Source organism: Streptomyces sp. TLI_55, from assembly GCF_900206255.1.
GTDB lineage: Bacteria > Actinomycetota > Actinomycetes > Streptomycetales > Streptomycetaceae > Streptomyces > Streptomyces aquilus.
Genome location: NZ_OAOJ01000001.1, coordinates 8,989,878 through 9,011,825, shown reverse-complemented (window position 1 = coordinate 9,011,825; position 21,948 = coordinate 8,989,878). Strand labels below are relative to the sequence as shown.

Below are 21,948 nucleotides of genomic sequence, written 5' to 3'. Positions count from 1 at the left end.
CGTGGGTGCCGCGGATCAGCCAGTGTGGCCAGCCGCTGCGGCAGTCCCGACAGGGCGCATGCTGACGCGAGGGCGACTTGATCAGGCAGATCGCACCGAGTGCGTGCGACACCGGCGCCGGCGAGGGAGCGGTCCCCGCCGGCGCGCCGGTGAAGGTGCACCGCACCGTCACCGAGCGGCTGGAGCCCCGAGAGTCCGCTTGAGGAAGGCGATCTGGTCGGGAACCACTTGGTCGAAGCCCTCCCCGACGTAGGGGTCCCAATGGCCGCCGCGGTAGGCGAGCAGCTCACCGTGCGGAGCCGCGGCCGCGAGAGCGGCGGCGGGGCCCGGCGGCGTGAGGTCGTCGTGGTCCATCACCTGGACCAGCAGGGGGCAGGTGAGCCGGGGGGCGGCCGCGACGGCGCGGAAGAAGGGCAGCGACAGGATCACGCGCGCGCTGACCTCGTTGTCGTAGGGCACGTCTGCCGGAAGGAGGCGCAGCATTCCCTCGTAGGCGTCCGCGGTGGCCAGCACGGCGCCCTGCTCACCGCGGCGCCCCACGGCCTTCACGGTGTACGGCTCACGGCCGAGGCGAGCCCCGAGGGCGTCCCGGACGCCCGCCACGCCCAGGCCCAGCACATGGGTCGCCGACCGCTTCAGCATGTGCACCAGCGCGGCCCGGCCGTCGGCGAGGGGCGCCTGCGACACCACCGCGGCGATGCTCGGGTCCGCCGCGGCGACCAGCACCACGGTGCCGCCGGACATGGAGCTGCCCCACACGGCGACACGCCTGGAGTCGACCTCAGGACGGGACCTCGCCGCGGAGACGGCGGCGTGATAGTCGGCGACCAGCCGCTTGATCTCGAGCAGGTTGCGCGGACGCCCGCTGGACTCGCCGAAGGACCGGTAGTCGAAGACCAGGGCGCCGAGCCCCTCGGCGGCGAACCGCTCGGCGTAGGCTGCGAGCCGCATCTCCTTGATGCCGCCGAAACCGTGCGCCAGGACGACGCAGGGGGCGGGTCCGTCGACGCCTTCGGGGGCGTACCACCAGGCGTCCAGTTCGTCTCCGTCGATCGGGATCCGTATGGGCAGGCGTTCACCCATGGGCGTTCTCCTTACTGTGTGTCAGTTCACGGGCCTGGTAGCCGGGTTGGACATCAGGTCGAGCGCGATGTCCACGATCATGTCCTCCTGGCCGCCGACCAGGCCGCGCCGGCCGACTTCCAGCAGGAGGGTGCGGGCGTCGACGCCGTAGCGCTCGGCGGCGATCTCCGCGTGGCGCAGGAAGGAGGAGTAGACGCCGCCGTAGCCGAGGGTGAGCGTCTCGCGGTCGACTTGTACGGGGCGGTCGCGCAGGGGGCGGACCAGGTCGTCGGCGGCGTCCTGGAGGTCGAACAGGTCGCAGCCGTGCTTCCAGCCCTGGATGTTCGCCACGGCGATGAACGCCTCGATGGGGCAGTTTCCGGCCCCCGCTCCTTGTCCGGCCAGGGAGGCGTCGACGCGGGTGACGCCCTCCTCGACGGCGACGACACTGTTGGCGACCGACAGGGAGAGGTTCTCGTGCGCGTGGATGCCGATCTGAGTGCTCTCGTCGAGTACGTCGCGGTAGGCACGGACCCGTTCGCGTACGCCGTCCAGGGTGAGGCGGCCGCCGGAGTCGGTGACGTAGACGCACTGGGCGCCGTAGGACTCCATGAGCTTTGCCTGCGCGGCGAGTTGGGGCGCTTCGGCCATGTGGCTCATCATCAGGAAGCCCGAGACGTCCATGCCCAGCTCGCGGGCCTTGGCGATGTGCTGGGCCGAGATGTCGGCCTCGGTGCAGTGGGTGGCGATGCGCACCGAGCGGACACCGAGGGCGTAGGCGCGCTCCAGTTCGGCGATGGTGCCGATGCCGGGGAGAAGGAGCGTGGTGAGGACGGCGTTGTCGATCGCGTCCGCCGCGGCCTCGATCCATTCCCAGTCGGTGTGGCTGCCGGGGCCGTAGTTGAGGGAGCCGCCGGCGAGGCCGTCGCCGTGGGCGACCTCGATGGCGTCGACGCCGGCTGCGTCGAGGGCGGCCGCGATGCGGCCCACGTCGGCAGGATCGATGCGGTGCCGGATGGCGTGCATGCCGTCCCGCAGGGTCACGTCCTGGATGTAGAGCTGGTGAGTCATCGGCTGGCCTCCGCGGTGACGGTGGTGCTGTGCCGGGCGATCGACTCGGCGGTGCGCAGGGCGGCCGAGGTCATGATGTCGAGGTTTCCGGCGTAGGCGGGCAGGTAGTGGGCGGCGCCCTCGACTTCGAGGAACACCGAGACACGGGTGGTCACCGGGCCCGCGCCCTCGGGGAGCAGGGTGTGCACGGGCTCGCCTTCCGCGATCGGGGTGAACTGCACCTCCTGCTTGAGGCGGTAGCCCGGCACGTACTGGGCGACCCGCTCGGCCATCTCCTTGACGGAGGCTCGGATGGCGTCGTGGTCCGCGTCCCCGATGAGGCAGAGGACGGTGTCTCGCATGATCAGCGGGGGTTCGGCGGGGTTGAGGACGATGATCGCCTTGCCGCGGGCCGCTCCGCCGACGTTCTCGATGGCGTGGGAGGTGGTCTCGGTGAATTCGTCGATGTTGGCGCGCGTGCCCGGCCCCGCCGACTTGGAGGCGATGGAGGCGACGATCTCCGCGTAGTGGACGGCGGTCACCGCGGAGATGGCCGCGACCATGGGGATGGTGGCCTGGCCGCCGCAGGTGACCATGTTGAGGTTGTCCGCGCCGGCCTCCAGGTGCTCGTCGAGGTTGACGGGCGGGACGACGAACGGGCCGATGGCGGCGGGGGTGAGGTCGATGAGCCGCTTTCCGAAGGGCGCGAGCCGGTGGGCGTTGGCCAGGTGGGCCTTGGCCGAGGTCGCGTCGAAGACGATCTCGATGTCGTCGAAGTGCTCCATTGCGATCAGGCCCTCGACGCCCTCGTGGGTCGTCGGGACCTTCAGCCGGGCGGCGCGGGCGAGGCCGTCGGACGTCGGGTCGATGCCCACCATGGCGGCCACTTCGAGGGTGTCCGACAGGCGGAGGATCTTGATCATCAGGTCGGTGCCGATGTTGCCCGACCCGATGATGGCGACCTTGGTCTTTGACGTCTTGGGGGAAGTCATACGTCCCTCTTCTCGGAGAATGCGGCGGTGACCTCGCCGAGCGAGCTGATCTCGGCGCGGATCCGGGTGCCGGGCGGGGCCGGGACCATCGGGCCCAGCGCGCCGGAGAGGACGACCTGTCCGGCCCGCAACGGGTCACCCAGGTCACGGGCCGTCCGGGCGAGCCAGGCCAGCGCGTTCAGGGGGTCGCCGAGGCAGGCGGCGCCGTTGCCCTCGGAGACGAGGACGTCGTCGGCGTAGAGCCGCATCACGGTCTCGCGAGGCTCGAACTCGTCCAGCGTGAGGCGGTGTTCCGCCAGCACGAACAGTCCGCTGGAGGCGTTGTCGGCGACCGTGTCGGTGAGGGAGATGTCCCAGTCGGCGATACGGCTGTCGACGATCTCCAGGGCGGCCACGGCGTAGTCGACCGCAGCGCGCACCTGCGCCGGGGCCAGGTCGCCGTCGGCCAGGTCCTCCTTGAGGACGAAGGCGATCTCCGCCTCGGCCTTGGGCTGCAGCAGCCTGCCGGAGGGGACCTCGGCCTCGGCGGAGACGTCCATGTCGGCGAAGAGCACCCCGAAGTCAGGCTGATCGACGCCGAGTTGGCGCTGAACTGCCGGGGAGGTCAGGCCGATCTTGCGGCCGACGACGACCGCGCCGCTGTCCACTCGGCTGCGGGTGAGTTCCTGCTGTACGGCGTACGCGGCGTCGACGTCCTGGGTACCGAGCAGATCGCGTACCGGGGCCACGGGCCGTCCCTCGGCGAAGGCGGCGGCGAGCCGGGCGGCCGCCAGCTCAACGGGTGTGAGTGCCATGCCGGTCACCGCCCTTCCGCCGTGGTCACCGCGAATCCGGCGATCCACGCGGGGATGGCCTCGTAGAAGCGGGACGTCATCTCGTACTTGCCGGTGGCCGCGAGGGAGGCGTACGCCGCGATCCAGGTGCGGACCTCGTGGGCGGAGCCGCCGCCCTGTGCGGCCATGTCGTCGACGGTCCAGGAGTCGAACTCCGCGAGGTCGCCGCGCTCCAGGTGGTCGAGGAGGAGGTTGTCCCAGGCGGGGTTGATCGGGATCATCTTCGTCGACCCGGCGGCGTAGTCGCGGCCGGCCTGGACGACCCGCTCCTCGCCCTTCGCACGCTGTTCAGGAGTGGGCGGGTTTCCCTCGATGAGCGCGTCGGCGACGCGGGGCGGTGCGCCCTCCAGCACCGGCACCGGCGGGTCGTGGGACAGACCACCGGAGGCGACGAACAGCACCCGCTTGTCCAGGTCGGCGGCGGCCTGACCGACCGCGGTGCCAAGAGCGCGGATACGGCTGACCGGTCCGAGCGGGGTCGCCACGCCGTTGACGAAGACGGGCACCACCGGCACGCGGTCGATACCGCCGAAGAGCACCTCCAGGGGCTGCGCGAAGCCGTGGTCCACGGTCATCCGGGCCGAGACGGTGAGATCGATGCCGCGGTCGAGCACCCCCTTGGCCAGCGTCTTGGCGGCGTCGGTGTCGACCGACAGCGGCCCGCCCTGGGAACCGAAGTCGCCCACCGCGTGGGCCTCGGTGGCCAGGCAGAACGGGGGCATCTCCTTGTAGAAGAAGCCGTTGTAGTGGTCGGGCGCGTAGAGGACGACGAGCTCCGGGTCGAAGCGGCGGACGAAGGCCCTGGCGCTCTCGACGGCCTCGTCGACGCGGGCCAGAACCTCGGGCTCGGGGTCGTTCCTGCCGATCAGGGGCGAGTGCGAGAGCCCGACGACAGCTGCGGTCATGGGAGAGGGTCCTTAACTCTGGGGGGCCGGCGGGTGGATGACGAGCTTCCCGGTCAGACCGCCGTCGATCATGAGCTGGAAGCCCTTGTGGATGTCCGCGAGGGGCAGGGTGCGGTCGATCACGGGGCGGACTCCGGTGGCCTCCATCAGCCGGAGCAGCGCGACGAGCTCGCCCCGGGTGCAGCCGGTGGAGCCGAGGACTCGTCCCTGGAGGTAGAAGATGCGGGCCAGGTCCGCGGGCGGGTTGGCGCCGCTCGTCGCTCCCGCGATCACGACCGTGCCGCCGCGCCGCAGCGACTTCAGCGAATGGGACCAGGTCGCCTCGCCGACCGTCTCGATCACGACGTCCACCCGCTCGGGCAGCCGCTCACCGGGGGCCAGCGCGGCGCGCACCCCCCAGCTGAGGGCCTCGGCACGCTTGGCCTCGCTGCGGCTGGTGGCGTAGACGACGGCCCCGGCGGCCACCGCGAGCCGGATGGCGGCGGAGGCGACCCCGCCGCCCGCGCCCTGTACGAGCACCCGGTCGCCGGCCGTGATCCGCGCCTGGGTGAAGAGCATGCGGTAGGCGGTGCCCCAGGCGACCGGCAGGCAGGCCGCCTCGTCGAAGGACAGCCACGCGGACTTCGGCACCAGGTTGCGGGTGGGCACGGTCAGGTACTCGGCGAAGGCCCCGTCGTGCTGCTCGGACAGCAGCGCACGGTTCGGGTCGAGCGTCTCGTCTCCCCCGCCCGCGTCCGGGTCGCCGAGCACCGGATGCACGATGACCTCGTTGCCGTCCTCGTCGTATCCGGCCGCGTCGCAGCCGAGCACGATGGGAAGGCGCTCCGGGGGATGGCCCACGCCACGCAGCGTCCACAGGTCGTGCATGTTCAGGGAAGAGGCCACGACCCGTACCCGGGACCAGCCGGGCTTCGGGTGAGGTACCGGTACGTCGCGCAGCACCAGCCCGGACAGCGGGTCGGCGGCGCTCTGGGAGATGGCGGTTGCTGCAAGCACGCAGCCACGTTCACCCGCACCCGGAGGCAGGACCTAGCCCGTGTGCCACGGTGCAGCACACGTCCGGGCTCCTGCCGGAGGGCGGCCCGTGCCCGGCCCCTGCACTCCCCTCGGACGCCCGGCACGCCGACCAGCGCGCGGCGTGGCCGCGGCATCCCCCGACGACTCGGCTCATTGGGATGCGCGGCAAAAGATCGCTTGGTGAGGACACGCTGGCGAAGTCGTCTGTTGGTACAGTTCGTCTGCCTGTGGGCCGGCCTCGAACCCGGCCCGACGCTGTCGCCGCGGACAAAGCCTACTCGTCCCGCGCTAACCGCTCTTACCTGCGGAAACGCAACATCAAGGCAGTCATCCGGAGAAGAAGGACCAGGCCGCCAACCGGAAGAAGAAAGGCCGCCGGGGCGGCCGTCGGACATCTCACGACGGCGATCTTTACAAGGAGCGGAACACCGTTGAGCGGCTCATCAACAAGTTGAAGGCATGGCGGGGAATCGCGACTCGATACGACAAGACGCCCGGGAGCTACCTCGCCGGCCTCCACCTCCGTGCCTCGATGATCTGGATCAACGACCTCCTGAAGGCAACTACCTGATCACAACATCACACAGGCCCTAGCAATCAGAACCTTGCGCCTCACCAATCCCAGAAGCCTTGGCCGCGCATCGAGCAGCACGGGATGACTAATCCCGACCGGTACAAGCAGGAAGAGCACAAAGGCCCCTTCCCTCGTGTTCGTGACTGCCACTCGCGCCCGCGACGAGCTCGTCGTCACGTGGAGCGGCAGAGCCAACCGATTCCTTCCGACCGACGCGACAGGACGGCTTACCGAGCCGCGGATCTGCTCAGAAACGATGGCCCGCCGTCCGGATCGGCCGCTGCATGATCGCGGATGTGCTGTATCAGGTTGCTGCTTACCGTTCCTAATCAGTGAGCAGGAGTGAGTGTTGTACCCATACCTGTGCACTGCGGACGCCCCGAACGGTTTTGGGTGTCCTGGTCGCCCGCGTACTCTCCCCGTCCGGCGGCACGGATCGTGTCCGTGGTCCGGGAACGCGGGGGCGGGGTCCCTCGCGTCCAAGGGTCTCCGGTCCGGCCTGGACGGTCCGATGCCCGTGTACATCGCTCTGGTGTGCACGGGGCGGTGCCGTCCGTCGCCGGATCGGGTGCCCTTGGGCGCGTCGCCCGATCGCGATGCTCGCGGCATCGTGACGGGTGGTCTTGTGCGTCTTCGAGTCCAGGGGGCGCTGCCAGTGCTGGGCGCCCCACTTTGAGGTGTAGGCCGGGTCCACGGCGATAACCGCGATTCCGGTGGCGTCGGCCATGGAGGTGAGCCGGGCACGGAGCCTGCCGGTGGGCATGCCGGAGACGAGCTGCCTAAAGCGCTTCTTGCGCCCGTGCTTCTCCCTGGTCTTCTCGGCCTGGAAGTCGAGGTCTTCCACGGCGATCGCTTTGACGCAGCAGGTCTTGGCCCAGTTCAGCAGCCGGGACAGGGCGTGCCGGACCTGGGCATCGCGATGATCCCGGCTGCCGGACAGGTCGTAGAGGAAACGACGTGGACGGCCGATCGGGTTGCCATGGGGATCAAGGCGCCATGCGGCCAGATGGTCGGCGTTGGTGTCAACGCCGATGACGCCGTGCGCGAGTGCGGTCTGTATCGGGATGGTCGGGGTGACCGGGATGGTCCAGGAGGCGTCCACATACCAGCGCCCACGCCCCGTGTCGTAGTGGATGCGGTAGGCCACCGCGCGGTTCGCTTCCACGCGGTCGGCCCACTCGGTGCCCCGGTGCCCGAACCGCATCGCGCCGGCGAGGACGTACCGGCCGTGCTTGGCGTTGGCCAGGCCGGACAGCGGCACGGGCAGCTTGATGCTGAGCTCGCCGTCCGGAGTAACGCGGATCGTCTCGTTGCCGTACCGCTTACCCGATTCCCCGTCAGCAGACAGGAACCAGCGCGCCGTCTCCCACCGCTGACGCCACTGCGCCTCGCTGAGCTGGGCGGCGTCGAGGTGGTGGCGGGTGCCCAGCAGGCGTCTGCCGCCGCGTGCCACACGGACGCGTCCGGCCTCGCGGTCCGCGCGAACCTGTGCAAGCCGGTCTTCGAGTAAACGCAGGCGGCGTGTCTTGTGGAACCATTCGTGCGCCGACCGGTAGCCGCCGGGCGAGCGCCTGGTTCCCTGCTCGCCGACCGGCAGGAAAGGCGGTGCCGAAGCGTCCTGATGCCCGCTTCGAGGCACTGGACGTGCGCCGACTGCCCGCGCCGGGCGAGTGCCCACTGATCATGCGTGGCCTTCGTGATGCTGCCCGCCCACCTGGACGACGCCCCGGACGTCAGGTCCCGCTTCCGGGCCGCCCACGTCTCGGCGGAATGCTCCAGGCCGTCAGCGCAACGCGCTTTGAGATCCTTCGAGGCCAGCGAGCCCAGGTGCGTACCCACCAGGCGCAGAACCTTCTCATCCTCGGGCGTCAGGTCCTTGAGCCGGGTACGGATCGTCACACCACAAGGGCCGGGGGCGACGAACGGCACTGCCACCTCGAGCAGCCCGCCCATTCCCCTCACCCCCGCCCGATGCCGTAAATCCCTCACCGCAGCCAACGAACCTCCCCCGGAAAGGTCACGCATTCGATAAAGGAACTCATGTTCCGCCGGATCCCCGCGCCGAAGCCGCAATGCTCACTCATCCGCTCTCAAACGCACCCAAGCACTGTCAACCGGCAGCAGCTCCCAACCCCTCAGGGTCAGGTGGTCAGGGACGGCATGACCACCGAGTCCAGATAGTCGAGCAGGAACGTGCGGTCCGGTGGCCGGTTGGCCACCAGTGGCCGGGCCACCAAGGCACCGATCAATACGTAAGGCATGTACTGCAGTGCCGGGCAGTCCGCTCGTACCTCACCCCGAGCCACCGCTCGTCGGAGGATCGCCGCGAGGCCGGCGGGGTCGGGGTCGACGATCAGGTTCTGCAGGGCCCGCAAGAGGTCGGGATGGGCGTGGACGGCATGGATCAGACCGCGGACCAGAGCGGCTTCTCTGTGGAGTTGCTCGTCGTCGAGCTGTTCGATCACCGTGCGCAGGTCGCCTCGGAGGGAACCCGTGTTGATGTCGCCGACGACTTTGCCCTTGGTCCGGCGCAGTGCCTCGGCGACCAGTTCCGGCTTGCCCGACCATTGGCGATAGAGCGTGGCCTTGCTGCAGCGGGTGCGGGTCGCCACCCCGTCCATGGTCAGGGCCTCGTAGCCGACCTCGCGGAGGAGGTCGAGGACGGTGGCGAAGAGCTCCTCCTCGCGTTCCGGGGTGATGCGGCTGCGGCGCGTGCGTGGCGTGGTGGCCTGGTCCCTCGCTGTCATCCGCGGCACCTCGTTCGAGCTTCGAGCGAAACGGTTTCGCACGTGCTTACGGTAACCTAGGCTACGGTGAATACGAAACCGTTTCGGTCGCACAATAGGACACGGGTCCTGAGTCGTGGGCCGTCTCGGGGATGAGGGGAGAGCCAGTCATGGCAGCCATCGCGTCGCCGGTCCCGGCCGAACCCGGCCCCGCCAAACCGGGCCGCCCCCGCGACACCACCGCCGACGACCGCATCCTCCGCGCCGTCGTCGACGAACTCTCCGACCATGGTGTCGCCGGCTTCCGGATCAACAACGTCGCCGCCCGCGCCAGGGTCGCCAAGCGCACCCTCTACAGCCGCTGGACCGAGCGGGACGAGCTCATCATCGCGGGGCTCAACACCCTCGCCCTCGACCTCGTCCCGCCCCGCACCGGCAGTCTCGTCGGCGACCTCAACGCCCTCTACGACGACATCGCCGACGCCCTCGACAGCCCACGCTGGCTCATCGGCGCCCGCTGCTCCTTCGAGCTGCCCGACCATCCCGAGCTGTACGCGAGATTCCAGCGCGACTGCATCGACAAGCCCCTGGCCGTCGTCGAGGACGTCCTGCGGGACGCACAACTCCGCGGTGAACTGCGCGCCGGCATCGACCGTTCCGTGGCCGCCGAGACCTTCACCGGTTCCATCGCGGGGTACAGCTCGCACATTGCCCGGCTCCGCGGGGTCAGTGCGTACGGTGTCCGCGCACAGTTCCTCGACATGTTCCTGCACGGGCTGCGCGCCCACGACCCTCGCGAATGAGCCTCCGGACCGCCGCGGAGGCCGAACTTGACACCCCACACCGACAGCCACGCGCCGGACGTGTCACGCCACTCCTCGATCAGGTCGAGCTGGGGAGGCGTTCCGTGAGGAGCCCTGCTCCGTCCACCGAGGGCCTCGGACTTGCCCGTCGACCGGGCAGGAGGTCCGCTTCGACTCTGCGACGGACTCGGTGCAAGCGCCTCCGAGGTCCTCCTGTGGCTCCTCGGAAGTTGACCCCCCTCCCCGATCCCAAACAGCCGATACGACATCACACCTTGTGAATGTGATCGCGTTCACAAGGTGTGACGATTCCTCCTGAAATCGGTGGGATCAACGGAGCAATCCTCTGCTGCGACTACGGCGACATAAGGAGAAGATGCAGTGGATCTGGCTTTGGCGCCGGAGACCTTGGCGCGATGGCAGTTCGGTATCACGACCGTCTACCACTATCTTTTCGTCCCTTTGACGATATCTCTGGCCGCCCTCACCGCCGGCCTGGAGACCGCCTGGGTGCGCACGGGTAAAGAAAAGTACTTCCATGCCACGAAGTTCTGGGGGAAGCTCTTCCTGATCAATATCGCGATCGGTGTCGCCACGGGCATCGTGCAGGAGTTCCAGTTCGGCATGAACTGGTCGGACTACTCAAAGTTCGTCGGCGACGTCTTCGGCGCTCCGCTCGCGATGGAGTCGCTGATCGCCTTCTTCTTCGAGTCCACCTTCATCGGCCTGTGGATCTTCGGCTGGGACAAGCTGCCCAAGAAGATCCACCTGGCCTGCATCTGGCTGGTGTCCACCGGCACGATCCTGTCCGCGTACTTCATCCTCGCGGCCAACTCCTGGATGCAGCACCCCGTCGGTTACCACATCGACAAGACCACGGGGGTGGCCCACCTCAACAGCATCTGGCAGGTCCTCTTCCAGGACACGGCGGTGTTCCAGTTCGCGCACACCCTCTCCTCCGCCTTCCTGACCGGCGGCGCCTTCATGATCGGCATCGCCAGCTACCACCTCCGGAAGATCAAGAAGAAGAAGGCCACAGGGGAGGACGTCGATCGTAAGAAGACGGTCACCCTGCGCACCTCGCTGCGACTCGGCCTTGTCGTCACCATGATCGCGGGCGTGCTGGTCGCCCTGTCCGGCGACTCCCTGGCCAAGGTGATGTTCAAGCAGCAGCCGATGAAGATGGCCGCGGCCGAGGCGCTGTGGGAGACCCAATGTCCGGCCCCCTTCTCGGTCTTCTCGGTCGGCGATGTGACCAAGGGCCACAACTCCGTCGAGATAGAACTTCCCGGTCTGCTGTCCTTCCTGTCCGACCGCAACTTCAGCAGCTGTGTCCCCGGCATCAACGAGACCGCCACGGCCGAGGCCGAGAAGTACGGTGGTGCCCCCGAGGACTACATCCCCAACCTCTTCATCACCTATTGGGGCTTCCGCCTGATGATCGGCATCGGGCTCAGCGCGGCCGTCGCCGCGGGTGCCGGATTCTGGCTGACACGGAAGAAGAAGTGGCTGCTGCCGGAGCATCAGGCCGCCGAGGACGACGTGCCCAAGCTGATGCTCACCAACAAGAGAGAGTTGGGGCCGACCATCACGCAGTGGGGCTGGCGCTTCGGCATGGCGTCGCTGATCTTCCCCTTCGTCGCCAACTCCATCGGCTGGGTCTTCACTGAGATGGGCCGTCAACCCTGGGCTGCCTACGGTCTGTTCAAGACCGAAGACTCGGTCTCCCCCGGTGTCAGCCAGACCGAGATGGCGATCTCGCTCGGAGCCCTGACCCTGCTGTACGCCATGCTGCTCTGGATCAACGTACGGCTGATGAAGAGGTACGCCGTCAAGGGCCCCGACACGGACGAGCAGCCGCCTGCCAAGGATCCGACGCTGCGCGGGCCTTGGGGAGACGACGCCGACGACGACTCCCACGACGACTCCGACAAGCCCTTGAACTTCGCGTACTGAGAGGAGATGCGCCATGGGCCTCAACGACTTCTGGTTCCTTCTGATCGCCGTCCTGTGGACCGGCTACTTCTTCCTGGAAGGGTTCGACTTCGGGGTCGGCATCCTGACCAGGTTGCTCGCGCGCGACCGGACTGAGCGCCGCGTACTGATCAACATCATCGGACCGGTGTGGGACGGCAACGAGGTCTGGCTGATCACCGCGGCCGGCGCGATGTTCGCCGCGTTCCCGGTCTGGTACGCGACGTTCTTCAGCAGTTTCTACCTGTTGCTGGTCCTCGCTCTGCTGCTGCTGATCGTGCGGGTGTTGGCCTTCGAATACCGGCACAAGCGGCCGGAAGAGAGCTGGCAGCGCAACTGGGAGCTGGTGCTGTTCGCCAGCTCGCTGCTGCTGCCGTTCCTGTGGGGAATGATGTTCGCCAACATGGTGCGGGGCGTGCCGATCAACTCCCAGCAGAATTTCGCCGGTTCGTTCACTGACCTGCTGAACTGGCCTGCGTTGCTCGGTGGTCTCGCCTTCGTCGCGCTGTGCACCGTGCACGGAGCGGTGTTCACCGCGCTGAAGACGGTGGGCGACATCCGGGTACGGGCCCGTACGTTTGCCGCCAAAGCCACCGTGGTCGCTCTGCTTCTGGGGGGCGCGCTGCTGATCTGGATCCAGGCGGAGCGCGGGACGGCGTGGACCGCGATGGCCCTTGCCATGGCAGTCGTCGGGCTTCTTGGCACGCTCGCGATGAACGCCAAGGCGCGGGAAGGGTGGGCGTTCAGCTTCACCGGGGTCGCCATCGCGTCCGTGGTGGCGGCGATCTTCCTGGCCCTGGCGCCGGACCTCATGCCCTCCTCGCTCAACGACGCGTGGAACCTGACGATCGACAACTCGGCCTCGGGTCCGTACACACTGAAGGTGATGACGTGGGTCGCGGTCATCATGATGCCGCTGGTGCTGCTCTACCAGGGGTGGACCTACTGGGTGTTCCGCAAGCGGATCGGTCCCCAACACATTCCCGCCGACGCCCACTGAGCCCACAGCCGAGAACGCCGCACCCATAGTCCGTTGCCACAGGTCAGGCCGAGTTGACGCTGTCGGATAAAGAACGGGCTGCGCTGGAAGTGTGGGTGCGGCGTCGTTCGACGCCGCAGGCGTGGGCCTTGCGGTGCCGGATCATCCTGGCCTGCGTCACCGGCGCGTCGAACAACTACGTTGCTGCTCAGCTTGGCTCGACACCGCATGCGGTGGGACGGTGCGTGACCTTCTCCGCCGCCGCGACCGGCACCAAGGTCACCGGGCGCACCCCGCGCGAGTCGACCGGCCGCCCGGAGCTGACCGAGGCCGCGATCGTCGTCTCCGGCGGCCGTGGCGTCAACGGCGCCGAGAACTTCGCGATCATCGAGGCGCTCGCCGACTCCCTCGGCGCGGCCGTCGGCGTCTCGCGTGCCGCCGTGGACGCCGGCTGGTACCCGCACACCAACCAGGTCGGCCAGACCGGCAAGTCGGTCTCGCCGCAGCTGTACATCGCCTCCGGCATCTCCGGCGCGATCCAGCACCGCGCGGGCATGCAGACCTCGAAGACGATCGTGGCGATCAACAAGGACGCCGAGGCCCCGATCTTCGGGGTGCGGTGGCCTGCGTGTTCGGCAAGTTGCCAGCCGTTTTTGCGGCCGCGTTCACAGTCCCAGGTCGCGTCGGCAAGATCGTCGATCACGCAGGGAGGCTGCCCTCATCACGGTTCGGACCGTTCTCGATGTCATTCGTTGGAGGGACGGTCCGGCAAGACCGCCCCTGACATGCCAACACCTGACTACACCCCGGACGATGACCGCGGCCTTTCATCCGGTCACCCATCTCAGCCGATCTCATCGACGAAATCAATGCGAGCCTATTGAAACGAACCATTTCCCGCTACGCCCGAGCGCTCCTACGCTCACTGTCAACCGCGAGCAACGGCGCCGCGCGGCGTCGACACAGCAATCGTGAGGAGAAGCTTGTGACTTCAACGGATGCAGTCGCGAAGGTGGACGTCGCGAAGGAATACTTTGCCGCATTCAATCAGCGGCGAGGACGAGGTAGTGTGCTTTCTGCGTTCGTCAGGAACCTGGCGGGGTGAGTTCGCCGGGGTTCCGCCGACCGGCAGGCACTTCACAGCTTGTACCGTCGATCGCATTCGATTCTCCGGCGCGTCCATTGCGAGCATTTCGACGGTGTGCGAGGTCCTGGGCGGCTTCAGCGTGATGCACCAGTTGGGGATCGTTGCGCAGCAGTCGGACGTGTAAGCGACCGCCTCGGTGCAACGGCGGATGTTCGGCGGTGGCGCGGGATGACGGCGAATCAGGTTGGCCGTCGTACTCCAGTCGTAGTTCGCGATCACGGCGAGTCGCTGCTCACGGCCCGTGGACGAGATCCGCGCCCCCACTGGCCTCAATCAGCCAGGACAGCGAACCGCTTCCGAAGGGCCAGCCAGTGGTGGCCACCTGCACCCAGCCGCCCGACTCGTCGGTTCCTGCGTGCCACCACCACCAGCTGCGATCGTCTCCCATTCCTTCCTCGGTCGGGTCGAAGCAGTACAGCCATCCCGAGAGCGTCCACGGCCCCTGATCGACGACCGCTCTCTCCTCTGGCGTCATCGCCCGCGATTGACGCAGCCACGCCTCGACGTCGAAGGGCTCGCCATGCTCCGGTTCCGGGGTCTCGGGCGCGCACCGCTGGATGAATCAGGTCGGCAACAGTTGCGGCCAAAGCTCATCTGTCGGCCAGTCGCCCATCTGGGAGACCACACATGTCAGTACCGCACGCGCGTTGTCGATGACCTCGGCTGGGTCCTCGGCCAGGTCCACATCGAAGGCGCCGCAGCTCGCCTGTCGTGATTCCCACGGTGAGGAAGTATGCACAGGCACCGACCTCGCGACATCTCGACATCACCACCGGTCAGGGGACGCGAACCTCTATGGCTGGACAGTGGGCTTGCCGTTGGTAGTGGCAGGCGCGGGCTTGGTGTCGGCGTCGGGGCTCAGCTCGCCCGGTTCCACGAGCCGCTGGAAACGGGGTCGTCCGTGTACCAGGTCTTCGGTCTCGGACTGCCGCGTGGCCGCCCGGCTTGAAACCTGGCACCCTCAGGGGGATCGTGAACATGGTCAGCAAGTCCGGCAACAAGGCCACTCAGGGCACGGCAACAAGGCCACCAAGGACACGACGATGACGTCCGACGAGACGCCCGGCCGACTCCCTCCGGCGTCGGCGGGGGCCTTCCTCGGCACGGCTGCTGCCATCGCGGTCACGGACCCCGACGGCCGGGTGACCCATTGGAGCAGCGGCGCCCAGACGCTGTGGGGCTACGCCCCCGAGGAGGTCATCGGCAAGCCTCTGGCCGATCTGTTCACCGCCGACTGGACAGTGCTGAGGCACCGGGACGGCAGACTGTCGGATGCTCAGGTGCGCCTCTGTCCGCTGCCGTCCGACGAGCGGCCGACCGGGTTCCTGGTGATGGTCGTGCCCGGGACGGGCTCTCCGGACGAGTACTCACTCATGCGACGGATGTTCGAGAAGCAGCCCCTCGCCCTTTCGATCTATGACCGCGACGGACGCATACTGTTCGGCAACGAGGTGATACAGCGGGCGACGGGCCTCTCCGAGCGCGACTTCCGCGGCCGGTTCATCGCCGAGATCCTCCAGGGCCCCGTATACGAGGAACTCGAGCAACGGGTCCGCCAGGTTCTTCAGACAGGGAAGCCCGAATTCACCGAACTCTTCGTGAGGCTTCCGAGCGAGCCGAAGGCGCACGCCTGGGCTCTCGACATCTTCCCGCTCACGGACGAAGCCGGCCAGGTGCAGGGGGCGGGTCTGTCGGCGTACGACTACTCCCAGCAGTACGAGTCCCGGGAGCGGCTGGCCCTCGTGAGCGAGGCCCGGACCCGCATCGGCGCCAGCCTGGACGTGGTGGGCACCGCACGCGAGCTCACCGAGGTCGCCGTGCCCCGCTTCGCCGACCTCGTCAGCGTGGACCTGCTCGACCCCGTCTTCCAGGGCGATGTGCCCGCACCTGTCCTGTCCGGTCCCGTCCCGCTGCGCCGGGCGGCATACAGGGTGGCGTCCGCGACGTCGGTAGAGCATCCGGCCCCGGACGAGATCAGCAACCATGTGGCTTCTTCGCCGATCGCCCGGTGTCTGGCCAGCGGCCGGGCGCAACGGCACCACGTCGACGACTCCCAGGTCGTCCGCTGGTTCGCCGACGACCCTGTCCAGGCGGCGCAGGCCCGCGCGTGCGGAGTGCGTTCGCTGATCGCGGTACCCATCCGCGCCCGTGGCACCACCCTCGGGGCAGTCATGTTCGTCAGATGCTCGTCTCGCGAGCCGTTCAGCCCTGACGATCTGGCCGTCACCGAGGACCTGGTCGCGCGGGCGGCGGTCTGCCTGGACAACGCCCGCCGGTTCACCCGCGAACGCGGCATCTCGCTGGCCCTGCAACGCAACCTGCTGCCGCACGGCCCGATCACGCTTCCTGCCGTGGAGACGGCTTCCCGTTATCTCCCCGCGGGCGGCGGCACGCAGGCGGGCGGTGACTGGTACGACGTGATCCCGCTGCCCGGCGCCCGCGTCGGCCTGGTCGTCGGCGATGTCGTCGGCCACGGCATCAACGCCTCAGCCACCATGGGCCGCCTGCGTACGGCGGTGCGCACCCTCGCCGACATCGACCTCCCGCCCGATGAGCTCCTCACCCACCTCGACGACATCGTCACCCACACCGAGGACGACACCGTCGCCACCGGTGAGATCCCCGGCGCCATCGGAGCCAGTTGCCTGTACGCGGTCTACGACCCCCTCTCCGGCATCTGCTCCCTTGCCCGGGCCGGGCATCCCCCGCCGATCCTGGTACACCCGGACGGCACCGGCACGGTCATCGACCTGCCCGCCGGACCGCCTCTGGGTCTGGGCAGCCTGCCCTTCGAGGCGGCCGAGGTCACCGTGCCCGAAGGGAGTCTGCTCGCCCTGTTCACCGACGGCCTCCTCTCGGCCGGCGATCGCGACCTCGACGAGGGACTCGACGCCCTGCGCCACACTCTGGCCCGGCCCGCATCCTCGCTTGCGACGCTGTGCGACACCGTCCTGGACACCCTGAGCCCAGAAGCGCGCACCGACGACATCGCCCTGCTCCTGGTCCGCACCCGGCTCTTCGGCGAGGACCGCGTCGCCTCCTGGGACGTTCCCGCCGACCCCGCGGCCGTCGGCGATACCCGCCGCCGTGCCTGCGACCGGTTGGCCGCATGGGGTCTGGAGGAAACCGCGTTCGTCACGGAACTGGTCATCAGCGAGCTGGTGACGAACGCCATCCGGTACGGCAGCGGCCCGATCCGCCTCAGGCTGATCAAGGACGAGACACTGATCTGCGAAGTCTCCGACGGCAGCAGCACCAGTCCGCACCTCCGCCGGGCCCGGGTGTTCGACGAGGGCGGCCGCGGCCTGTTCATGGTCGCCGAGCTCACCCGAAGATGGGGTACGCGTTACACCCGCACCGGCAAGACCATCTGGGCCGAGCTTGCTCCTCTCGACCTCTCCGCGCGGTGAGGCGGTGGTCAGTGGGGCATGTCGTCGAGGGCGGTGGACATGTCGGCGAGGTCCGGCGGTTCGACGGCGAACAGGACCACGCTGGCGTCGGGCAGGTCGGCCTCGGTGACCCGGAGGAGTCCGCCCGCCTCAAGGGCGGCCTGGGTGACGGTGTCGTTCTCGTCCGGTGCGGCGACGATGCGGCGGCAGCGGGGGTCGGCGAGGAAGAGTGCGGGGACGAGGTCGCACAGCAGTTTCGCGGCAAGCGCCGGGCCGGACGGCCCGTGGCCGGGGAGGACCAGACCCAGGGCAAGGTCGTGGGTGCCGTACGGATAGCAGCTGTGCAGCGGGTGGTGCGCGACGCGGTGGACGCGCAGGAGCAGCGTCGGACCGCCGTGCGCCTCGGTGACGGCGTACGTGCGCGCCGTCTGCGGGGCCACTGTGGCGGGCTCGTCAAGCGGGCGCAGCGTCCAGTCGCTACCCAGGACGGGTTCGGGCGTTGCCGGTACGACGGCGGTGTGGATGCTCATGGCCGGCTCACGGTGTCTCGGCGGACCGCTGGGTCTCGACCCAGCTCCGCAGTGCGGACTTGACCAGCTTGCCGCTGCCGTTGCGGGGCAGCTGTTCGGCGATCAGCACCTGGGTGGGCAGCTTGTAGCGGGCCAGGTGCCCGCCGGTGAAGGCGCGCACCTCCTCCAGTGTGGGCGTGGTTCCGGGCTCGCAGGTCAGCACGGCGAGCACGGTCTCGCCCCACTTCGGATGCGGGACGCCGATGACGGCCGCCTCCACGACACCCGGGTACGCGGCGAGAACGCGCTCGACCTCGGCCGGGTACACGTTCTCCCCGCCGCTGATGATCATGTCCTTGAGGCGGTCGACGATGTAGTAGAAGCCGTCCTTGTCCCGGTGCGCGATGTCGCCGCTGTGGAACCAGCCCGCGTCGTCGAAGGCGGCACGGGTGGCCTCGAGGTTGTTCCAGTAGCCGGGTGTGACGTTCGGGCCGCGCACGCAGATCTCCCCGCGCGTGTCCGCGTCCTGCACGCCGGCCCCGGTGACCGGGTCGACGATGCGGATCTGCGTGTACGGCATGGGTACGCCGGTCGATCCGGCCTTCTCCGCCGTGAGCCCGGCCGGGAGGTAGCAGGCGAAGGGCGCGGTCTCGGTCAGCCCCCACGCCTGCTGGAGCAGGATGCCACGTTCTTCGTAGTCCCTGATCAGCTGGGGCGGGACGGGGGCGCCCGCGACGATCGCGGATCGCAGGGCGGAGAGGTCGGCCGCGGCGAAGCCGGGCACGCGGGTCAGGGCGCTGTACATCGCGGGGACCGCGAACAGGGTCGTCACGCGGTGCTGGACGAGGTCCTCCAGGCACTGGGCGGGGTCGAAGCCGCGGCGCACGACGACGGTGCCGCCGCGCACGAGGGTGCGCAGGGTGAGGGCGTTGAGGCCGCCGATGTGGAAGAGCGGGGCGACGGCGAGGTTCACGTCGTCGGGGCGGGTGTCCACGACACTTTCGACGTTGACCGCGTTCCACCAGAGGTTGCCGTGGGTGAGCATGACCCCCTTGGGTCGGCCGGTCGTGCCGGACGTGTACATGAGCGCCGCCAGGTCGTCGTCGTACAGCGCCACCGGCTCCGTGCCACGTCGGTCGGCTCCGAGCAGCTCCGAGAGCGGTGTCCAGACGGCGGCGGGCGCCGTCGCCGCGGGGCACCGCGGATCTGTGTCGACCAGCACGTGGAAGCGGGCGGGTATGTCGCTCATCACCGACTCGACGAGTGCGCGATGGCCCTCCTCGACGACCAGGGTGTGCGCACCGCTGTCGCTGAGGATGTGGCGCACCTCCTCGGCCGCGAGCCGGAAGTTGACCGGCACGAAGACCGCCCCGAGGTGGGCCGCGGCCAGCAGCGTCTCGAAGAAGGTCACGCTGTTGAGGCCGAGGTAGGCGACCCGGTCGCCGCGCCGCAGTCCTCGTCCGGCCAGCCCGGCGGCCAACTCGGCCGTACTGCGGCTGAGTTGGGCGGCAGAGATCTCATGGCCCTCGTAGACGAGTGCGCAGGCGGTGGGGTACTGGGCTCTGCGGTGCAGTGCCGCGGCGGGGCTGATGTCGACGGCGGCCATGCGGCGGCTCCTTCGATGGCTGTCGTGCGGAAGTGAAAGGGGAGACGGGGAGACGGTTCAGAGGCCGGCGCCACCGGCCGGGGAACGGAATCCGCGGACGGCGATGCCGCCGTCGGCGGGGATCACGGCGCCGGTGACGGTGCCGCTGTTGGCGCGGGAGGCGAGCAGGACGTACGGGCCGGTGAAGTCCTCCGGCTCGACACTGGAGTCGTACAGCGGGATGAGCGGTTGCTGTTCCTGGCCGGACGCCTCGTTCTTGGCGAAGGAGGCTTCGAGCGTGCGGTTCTGCAGGCCCAGGCTCTGCGGGCCGCGCAGCTTGGTGCGCATGCCGCCGACGGCGACGCCGTTGACGCGGACCCGCGGCGCCAGTTCGTAGGCGAACTGGCGGAGCAGGCCGAGGCAGGCGTGCTTGCTGGCGGTGTACAGGGGGCCGCCACCGTCGGTGTGGAAGGAGGCGTTGGACAGGGTCATCACGATGCTGCCGCGCGTGGCGACGAGTTCCCGCCAGGCCGCCTCGACGGCGAGGACGTAGCCCTTGACGTTGATGCCGAAGATTTCGTCGAACGCCTCGGACAGCTCCTTGCCGTCGAGCTTGGTGACGCTGCGGTGGTAGTCCCAGATCCCGGCGTTGGGGACGAGGATGTCCAGCTTGCCGAACCTCTCGACGGTCGCGTCCACCGCCCGGTGCAGATCGTCCGGGGAGCGTACGTCGCCGGTGAGGGGCAGCACCCGGTCGGATCGGTCGCCCGCCGCGGCGACGACCTCCTCCAACTGCTCGGCCCCACGGCCGAGGACGGCGACACTCGCGCCTTCGGCGAGGTAGCGCAGGGCGACGGCGCGGCCGATGCCGGAGCCCCCGCCGGTGATCAGGGCGACCTCGCCCTCCAGCCATCCCATGATTCAGTGCTCCCCGAGGAAGTCGGTGACCAGGCGCTCGAACTCGGCCTGCCGCTCCAGCTGGACCCAGTGGCCGCAGCCGCCGAAGACATGCAGCTGGACGTCGCGGATCTGCTTGAGCATGAGCTGGGCGCCGTCGAGGGTGATGGTGCGGTCGTCGCGGCCCCACAGCAGGAGGGTGGGCGCCTTGATCTTGTGAACGCGCTGCCACAGCGGGTCCATGCCGTGCCGCTTGGCGAAAGCGGCGTTGTAGGCGTGGTAGAAGGCGATGTGGGACTCGTCGAGGGACGCCTCGTAGCGGGCCTGCGCCGTGTCGGCCCAGCGCTTGGGTTCGGCGGTCATCACGCCGATGAAGTCCCGCATCTTCTTCAGGGTGGGGCCCTCGCCGTTGTAGTAGCGGAACATGGCCTTCTGGCCCTCGGTCGGGGTCGGTCCGAAGGGCAGCCAGCCTCCTCCCGGCGCCATCAGAACCAACTTCTCGACCCGGCCCGGGACTTCGAGTGCGGTGGCGATGGCCGCGGCCCCACCGAGGCTGTTGCCGAGCAGGTGGAAGCGGTCGATACCGAGGGCGTCCAGGGTCTGCAGCAGGGCGTCGACGGTGATCTCGGTGATGCTGCGGGCGTCGAGGTCGGCCTCGGTGGGGCGGTAACTGCCGCCGAAGCCGGGCTGGTCGGGCAGGATCACGCGGAAGTGCTCGGTGAGTGCGGGGAGGTTGTGGCGGTAGTTGGCCACCGCGCTCGCGCCGGGGCCGCCGCCGTGCAGCATCACCAGCACCGGGCCCTCGCCGGCCTCGCTGACCGCGAGGGGGCCGAGCGTGGTCTGCACGGTGTGCTCGACGAGCTTCACCTCTGTGGTCTGTTCAGTGGTCACGAGCGGGCTCCGGTTCACAAAGGGCTTAAAAGGCTTACAGGAAGGTGCTGATGTTCTTGGCGAGAATGACGTTCTGGTCGAGCAGGATGGTGCGGCGCGCGATCAGCAGCCGTCCGTCGTCCGGGTCGCGGCGCAGCTGGTCGGTGCGGCCGCCGGCGTAGAGGTCGACCTCACGTTCCAGGCGGTTGCGGTAGCAGAGGAAGGCGGACTCGGCGACGTACTCGCCGGGCTCGTCGGCCGGCCAGACCAGGATGTTGGTGATCAGATGCCGGGTCCGCGACGGCGGGTCCTCGGCCCAGGCCATGCCCGAGTCGAATCGGCGGATGCGCCAGGCCAGGCTCGCCTTGGTCTCGTCGAAGATGGCGACCTCGCCGGGCGAGCCGTCGGCCAGGGCCTGCTGGCGCCGCAGGCGGTTGGTGCGTACCGGCGCCCAGTAGTGCAGGTCGTCGGTGAACAGCTCCAGCCAGTCGGCGTAGCGGTGCTGGTCGAGCAGCTGTGCCTCGAGGGCGTACAAGCGCTGTACCTCGAAGTGGAGCCGCATGTCCTCGTCGACGGCGGGTGCGGTCGTCCGGGGGGTCTCCGGGGGGTGGATGCTCATCGGGGGTCCTCCTGCGG

The 21,948-nt window shown here is 68.9% G+C and carries 18 protein-coding genes and 3 pseudogenes; 7 read left to right on the top strand and 14 right to left on the bottom strand.

Translation table 11 applies throughout. From position 1 onward, the window contains the following. Window positions 1–168 precede the first annotated feature (168 nt). Genes CRP56_RS41115 through CRP56_RS41090 form a run of 6 tightly spaced genes read right to left on the bottom strand, consistent with a single transcriptional unit; the run spans window position 169 to window position 5,838 of the window. The gene (locus tag CRP56_RS41115; protein WP_097272979.1) at window positions 169–1,083 is read right to left on the bottom strand and encodes an alpha/beta hydrolase; all 915 of its coding nucleotides are present in this window, start codon (window positions 1,081–1,083) and stop codon (window positions 169–171) included. Between the two features lie 21 nt (window positions 1,084–1,104). Continuing rightward, the gene (dmpG, locus tag CRP56_RS41110) at window positions 1,105–2,133 is read right to left on the bottom strand and encodes a 4-hydroxy-2-oxovalerate aldolase (RefSeq protein WP_097272978.1); all 1,029 of its coding nucleotides are present in this window, start codon (window positions 2,131–2,133) and stop codon (window positions 1,105–1,107) included. Further along, window positions 2,130–3,104, bottom strand: coding sequence for an acetaldehyde dehydrogenase (acetylating) (locus tag CRP56_RS41105; RefSeq protein WP_097272976.1), 975 nt, complete (start codon window positions 3,102–3,104; stop codon window positions 2,130–2,132). The genes dmpG and CRP56_RS41105 overlap by 4 nt, the downstream gene beginning before the upstream one ends. After that, window positions 3,101–3,898, bottom strand: a complete 798-nt coding sequence (locus CRP56_RS41100; protein ID WP_097275002.1) for a 2-keto-4-pentenoate hydratase — start codon at window positions 3,896–3,898, stop codon at window positions 3,101–3,103. Before CRP56_RS41100 ends, CRP56_RS41105 begins: the two co-directional genes overlap by 4 nt. Before the next feature lie 5 nt (window positions 3,899–3,903). Then, entirely contained in the window at window positions 3,904–4,842 is a 939-nt protein-coding gene (locus tag CRP56_RS41095) for a 3-carboxyethylcatechol 2,3-dioxygenase (RefSeq protein WP_097272975.1), read from the bottom strand. Between the two features lie 12 nt (window positions 4,843–4,854). After that, a complete protein-coding gene (locus CRP56_RS41090; protein WP_097272973.1) occupies window positions 4,855–5,838 on the bottom strand; it encodes a zinc-binding dehydrogenase in 984 nt (327 codons plus the stop codon). Between the two features lie 236 nt (window positions 5,839–6,074). Here CRP56_RS41090 and CRP56_RS41085 point away from each other — a divergent pair. Further along, window positions 6,075–6,430 (top strand): annotated as a pseudogene (locus CRP56_RS41085) (transposase); the annotation flags it as partial. A gap of 328 nt (window positions 6,431–6,758) precedes the next feature. On the opposite strand, the pseudogene CRP56_RS41080 reads toward CRP56_RS41085, so the two are convergent. Both CRP56_RS41080 and CRP56_RS41075 read right to left on the bottom strand, forming a co-directional pair. Beyond that, window positions 6,759–8,386: pseudogene (locus tag CRP56_RS41080) on the bottom strand (IS200/IS605 family accessory protein TnpB-related protein). Between the two features lie 188 nt (window positions 8,387–8,574). Continuing rightward, window positions 8,575–9,180 (bottom strand): TetR/AcrR family transcriptional regulator, encoded by a 606-nt coding sequence (locus CRP56_RS41075; protein WP_097272970.1) that lies wholly within the window; start codon window positions 9,178–9,180, stop codon window positions 8,575–8,577. Between the two features lie 149 nt (window positions 9,181–9,329). On the opposite strand from CRP56_RS41075, the gene CRP56_RS41070 reads away from it, so the two are divergent. From CRP56_RS41070 to CRP56_RS49370, 5 genes and pseudogenes are all read left to right on the top strand, one after another. Next, window positions 9,330–9,962, top strand: coding sequence for a TetR-like C-terminal domain-containing protein (locus CRP56_RS41070; RefSeq protein ID WP_097272968.1), 633 nt, complete (start codon window positions 9,330–9,332; stop codon window positions 9,960–9,962). Window positions 9,963–10,343: 381 nt separating this feature from the next. Further along, the gene (locus tag CRP56_RS41065; RefSeq protein WP_097272966.1) at window positions 10,344–11,918 is read left to right on the top strand and encodes a cytochrome ubiquinol oxidase subunit I; all 1,575 of its coding nucleotides are present in this window, start codon (window positions 10,344–10,346) and stop codon (window positions 11,916–11,918) included. Window positions 11,919–11,931: 13 nt separating this feature from the next. Continuing rightward, the gene (gene cydB / locus CRP56_RS41060) at window positions 11,932–12,936 is read left to right on the top strand and encodes a cytochrome d ubiquinol oxidase subunit II (RefSeq protein WP_097272964.1); all 1,005 of its coding nucleotides are present in this window, start codon (window positions 11,932–11,934) and stop codon (window positions 12,934–12,936) included. Between the two features lie 224 nt (window positions 12,937–13,160). Continuing rightward, window positions 13,161–13,526 (top strand): annotated as a pseudogene (locus tag CRP56_RS41055) (electron transfer flavoprotein subunit alpha/FixB family protein); the annotation flags it as partial. Window positions 13,527–13,913: 387 nt separating this feature from the next. Beyond that, window positions 13,914–14,186 (top strand): ester cyclase, encoded by a 273-nt coding sequence (locus CRP56_RS49370; RefSeq protein WP_097272962.1) that lies wholly within the window; start codon window positions 13,914–13,916, stop codon window positions 14,184–14,186. Between the two features lie 108 nt (window positions 14,187–14,294). Here CRP56_RS49370 and CRP56_RS48715 read toward each other — a convergent pair whose 3' ends face one another. After that, window positions 14,295–14,450 (bottom strand): hypothetical protein, encoded by a 156-nt coding sequence (locus CRP56_RS48715; protein WP_257041674.1) that lies wholly within the window; start codon window positions 14,448–14,450, stop codon window positions 14,295–14,297. A gap of 655 nt (window positions 14,451–15,105) precedes the next feature. Between CRP56_RS48715 and CRP56_RS41040 the strand changes: the two genes are divergently transcribed. Further along, window positions 15,106–17,472 (top strand): SpoIIE family protein phosphatase, encoded by a 2,367-nt coding sequence (locus CRP56_RS41040; protein ID WP_097272960.1) that lies wholly within the window; start codon window positions 15,106–15,108, stop codon window positions 17,470–17,472. 8 nt (window positions 17,473–17,480) lie between these two features. Here CRP56_RS41040 and CRP56_RS41035 read toward each other — a convergent pair whose 3' ends face one another. Genes CRP56_RS41035 through CRP56_RS41015 form a run of 5 tightly spaced genes read right to left on the bottom strand, consistent with a single transcriptional unit; the run spans window position 17,481 to window position 21,931 of the window. Continuing rightward, window positions 17,481–17,981 (bottom strand): GNAT family N-acetyltransferase, encoded by a 501-nt coding sequence (locus CRP56_RS41035; protein ID WP_097272958.1) that lies wholly within the window; start codon window positions 17,979–17,981, stop codon window positions 17,481–17,483. 7 nt (window positions 17,982–17,988) lie between these two features. Next, window positions 17,989–19,566 carry an acyl-CoA synthetase gene (locus CRP56_RS41030; RefSeq protein ID WP_097272956.1) on the bottom strand — a complete coding sequence of 526 codons (1,578 nt, stop codon included), beginning with the start codon at window positions 19,564–19,566 and terminating at the stop codon, window positions 17,989–17,991. A gap of 57 nt (window positions 19,567–19,623) precedes the next feature. Continuing rightward, complete coding sequence (hcaB, locus tag CRP56_RS41025; RefSeq protein WP_097272954.1) at window positions 19,624–20,463, bottom strand: 3-(cis-5,6-dihydroxycyclohexa-1,3-dien-1-yl)propanoate dehydrogenase; 840 nt, start codon at window positions 20,461–20,463, stop codon at window positions 19,624–19,626. A 3-nt stretch (window positions 20,464–20,466) separates the two neighbouring features. Then, the gene (locus CRP56_RS41020; protein ID WP_097272952.1) at window positions 20,467–21,333 is read right to left on the bottom strand and encodes an alpha/beta fold hydrolase; all 867 of its coding nucleotides are present in this window, start codon (window positions 21,331–21,333) and stop codon (window positions 20,467–20,469) included. 34 nt (window positions 21,334–21,367) lie between these two features. Beyond that, window positions 21,368–21,931: a 3-phenylpropionate/cinnamic acid dioxygenase subunit beta gene (locus CRP56_RS41015; RefSeq protein ID WP_097272950.1), complete on the bottom strand. Its 564-nt coding sequence runs from the start codon at window positions 21,929–21,931 to the stop codon at window positions 21,368–21,370. Between the last annotated feature and the right edge of the window lie 17 nt (window positions 21,932–21,948).

Excerpts from the sequence above, each read along its gene's own strand:
- CRP56_RS41115 (WP_097272979.1), bottom strand. The coding sequence starts at position 1,083 with ATGGGTGAACGCCTGCCCATACGGATCCCGATCGACGGAGACGAACTG.
- dmpG (WP_097272978.1), bottom strand. The coding sequence starts at position 2,133 with ATGACTCACCAGCTCTACATCCAGGACGTGACCCTGCGGGACGGCATG.
- CRP56_RS41105 (WP_097272976.1), bottom strand. The coding sequence starts at position 3,104 with ATGACTTCCCCCAAGACGTCAAAGACCAAGGTCGCCATCATCGGGTCG.
- CRP56_RS41100 (WP_097275002.1), bottom strand. The coding sequence starts at position 3,898 with ATGGCACTCACACCCGTTGAGCTGGCGGCCGCCCGGCTCGCCGCCGCC.
- CRP56_RS41095 (WP_097272975.1), bottom strand. The coding sequence starts at position 4,842 with ATGACCGCAGCTGTCGTCGGGCTCTCGCACTCGCCCCTGATCGGCAGG.
- CRP56_RS41075 (WP_097272970.1), bottom strand. The coding sequence starts at position 9,180 with ATGACAGCGAGGGACCAGGCCACCACGCCACGCACGCGCCGCAGCCGC.
- CRP56_RS41070 (WP_097272968.1), top strand. The coding sequence starts at position 9,330 with ATGGCAGCCATCGCGTCGCCGGTCCCGGCCGAACCCGGCCCCGCCAAA.
- cydB (WP_097272964.1), top strand. The coding sequence starts at position 11,932 with ATGGGCCTCAACGACTTCTGGTTCCTTCTGATCGCCGTCCTGTGGACC.
- CRP56_RS49370 (WP_097272962.1), top strand. The coding sequence starts at position 13,914 with ATGCAGTCGCGAAGGTGGACGTCGCGAAGGAATACTTTGCCGCATTCA.
- CRP56_RS48715 (WP_257041674.1), bottom strand. The coding sequence starts at position 14,450 with ATGGGAGACGATCGCAGCTGGTGGTGGTGGCACGCAGGAACCGACGAG.
- CRP56_RS41040 (WP_097272960.1), top strand. The coding sequence starts at position 15,106 with ATGACGTCCGACGAGACGCCCGGCCGACTCCCTCCGGCGTCGGCGGGG.
- CRP56_RS41035 (WP_097272958.1), bottom strand. The coding sequence starts at position 17,981 with ATGAGCATCCACACCGCCGTCGTACCGGCAACGCCCGAACCCGTCCTG.
- CRP56_RS41030 (WP_097272956.1), bottom strand. The coding sequence starts at position 19,566 with ATGGCCGCCGTCGACATCAGCCCCGCCGCGGCACTGCACCGCAGAGCC.
- hcaB (WP_097272954.1), bottom strand. The coding sequence starts at position 20,463 with ATGGGATGGCTGGAGGGCGAGGTCGCCCTGATCACCGGCGGGGGCTCC.
- CRP56_RS41015 (WP_097272950.1), bottom strand. The coding sequence starts at position 21,931 with ATGAGCATCCACCCCCCGGAGACCCCCCGGACGACCGCACCCGCCGTC.